At 52.3% G+C, this 2500-nt stretch carries 1 rRNA gene (cut by a window edge); it reads right to left on the reverse strand.

From position 1 onward, the window contains the following. Window positions 1–65 precede the first annotated feature (65 nt). Window positions 66–2500: ribosomal RNA gene (locus tag ACODS3_RS26455) — 23S ribosomal RNA — on the reverse strand; it runs 459 nt beyond the window's last position.

Raw genomic sequence — 2500 nt, forward strand, 5'->3', positions numbered from 1 at the left:
CAAACTTTCGGTTCGTCATCTTCACTACACCACAATCCGCTCTTCGCAGATTGCTTGGGTGTTATATGGTCAAGCCTCACGGGCAATTAGTATGGGTTAGCTCAATGCCTCACAGCACTTACACACCCCACCTATCAACGTCGTAGTCTTCGACGGCCCTTCAGGGAACTCAAGGTTCCAGTGAGATCTCATCTTGAGGCAAGTTTCCCGCTTAGATGCTTTCAGCGGTTATCTTTTCCGAACATAGCTACCCGGCAATGCCACTGGCGTGACAACCGGAACACCAGAGGTTCGTCCACTCCGGTCCTCTCGTACTAGGAGCAGCCCCTCTCAAATCTCAAACGTCCACGGCAGATAGGGACCGAACTGTCTCACGACGTTCTAAACCCAGCTCGCGTACCACTTTAAATGGCGAACAGCCATACCCTTGGGACCGGCTTCAGCCCCAGGATGTGATGAGCCGACATCGAGGTGCCAAACACCGCCGTCGATATGAACTCTTGGGCGGTATCAGCCTGTTATCCCCGGAGTACCTTTTATCCGTTGAGCGATGGCCCTTCCATACAGAACCACCGGATCACTAAGACCTACTTTCGTACCTGCTCGACGTGTCTGTCTCGCAGTCAAGCGCGCTTTTGCCTTTATACTCTACGACCGATTTCCGACCGGTCTGAGCGCACCTTCGTACTCCTCCGTTACTCTTTAGGAGGAGACCGCCCCAGTCAAACTACCCACCATACACTGTCCTCGATCCGGATAACGGACCTGAGTTAGAACCTCAAAGTTGCCAGGGTGGTATTTCAAGGATGGCTCCACGCAGACTGGCGTCCACGCTTCAAAGCCTCCCACCTATCCTACACAAGCAAATTCAAAGTCCAGTGCAAAGCTATAGTAAAGGTTCACGGGGTCTTTCCGTCTAGCCGCGGATACACTGCATCTTCACAGCGATTTCAATTTCACTGAGTCTCGGGTGGAGACAGCGCCGCCATCGTTACGCCATTCGTGCAGGTCGGAACTTACCCGACAAGGAATTTCGCTACCTTAGGACCGTTATAGTTACGGCCGCCGTTTACCGGGGCTTCGATCAAGAGCTTCGCTTGCGCTAACCCCATCAATTAACCTTCCGGCACCGGGCAGGCGTCACACCCTATACGTCCACTTTCGTGTTTGCAGAGTGCTGTGTTTTTAATAAACAGTCGCAGCGGCCTGGTATCTTCGACCGGCGTGGGCTTACGGAGCAAGTCCTTCACCCTCACCGGCGCACCTTCTCCCGAAGTTACGGTGCCATTTTGCCTAGTTCCTTCACCCGAGTTCTCTCAAGCGCCTTGGTATTCTCTACCCAACCACCTGTGTCGGTTTGGGGTACGGTTCCTGGTTACCTGAAGCTTAGAAGCTTTTCTTGGAAGCATGGCATCAACCACTTCGTGTTCTAAAAGAACACTCGTCATCAGCTCTCGGCCTTAAGATCCCGGATTTACCTAAGATCTCAGCCTACCACCTTAAACTTGGACAACCAACGCCAAGCTGGCCTAGCCTTCTCCGTCCCTCCATCGCAATAACCAGAAGTACAGGAATATTAACCTGTTTTCCATCGACTACGCTTTTCAGCCTCGCCTTAGGGACCGACTAACCCTGCGTCGATTAACGTTGCGCAGGAAACCTTGGTCTTTCGGCGTGGGTGTTTTTCACACCCATTGTCGTTACTCATGTCAGCATTCGCACTTCTGATACCTCCAGCAAGCTTCTCAACTCACCTTCACAGGCTTACAGAACGCTCCTCTACCGCATCACCAAAAGGTGATACCCGTAGCTTCGGTGCATGGTTTGAGCCCCGTTACATCTTCCGCGCAGGCCGACTCGACTAGTGAGCTATTACGCTTTCTTTAAAGGGTGGCTGCTTCTAAGCCAACCTCCTAGCTGTCTAAGCCTTCCCACATCGTTTCCCACTTAACCATGACTTTGGGACCTTAGCTGACGGTCTGGGTTGTTTCCCTTTTCACGACGGACGTTAGCACCCGCCGTGTGTCTCCCATGCTCGGCACTTGTAGGTATTCGGAGTTTGCATCGGTTTGGTAAGTCGGGATGACCCCCTAGCCGAAACAGTGCTCTACCCCCTACAGTGATACATGAGGCGCTACCTAAATAGCTTTCGAGGAGAACCAGCTATCTCCGAGCTTGATTAGCCTTTCACTCCGATCCACAGGTCATCCGCTAACTTTTCAACGGTAGTCGGTTCGGTCCTCCAGTCAGTGTTACCTAACCTTCAACCTGCCCATGGATAGATCGCCCGGTTTCGGGTCTATACCCAGCGACTAAACGCCCTATTAAGACTCGCTTTCGCTACGCCTCCCCTATTCGGTTAAGCTTGCCACTGAATATAAGTCGCTGACCCATTATACAAAAGGTACGCAGTCACCCAACAAAGTGGGCTCCCACTGCTTGTACGCATACGGTTTCAGGATCTATTTCACTCCCCTCTCCGGGGTTCTTTTCGCCTTTC

Source organism: Pseudomonas sp. FG43 (assembly GCF_057809175.1).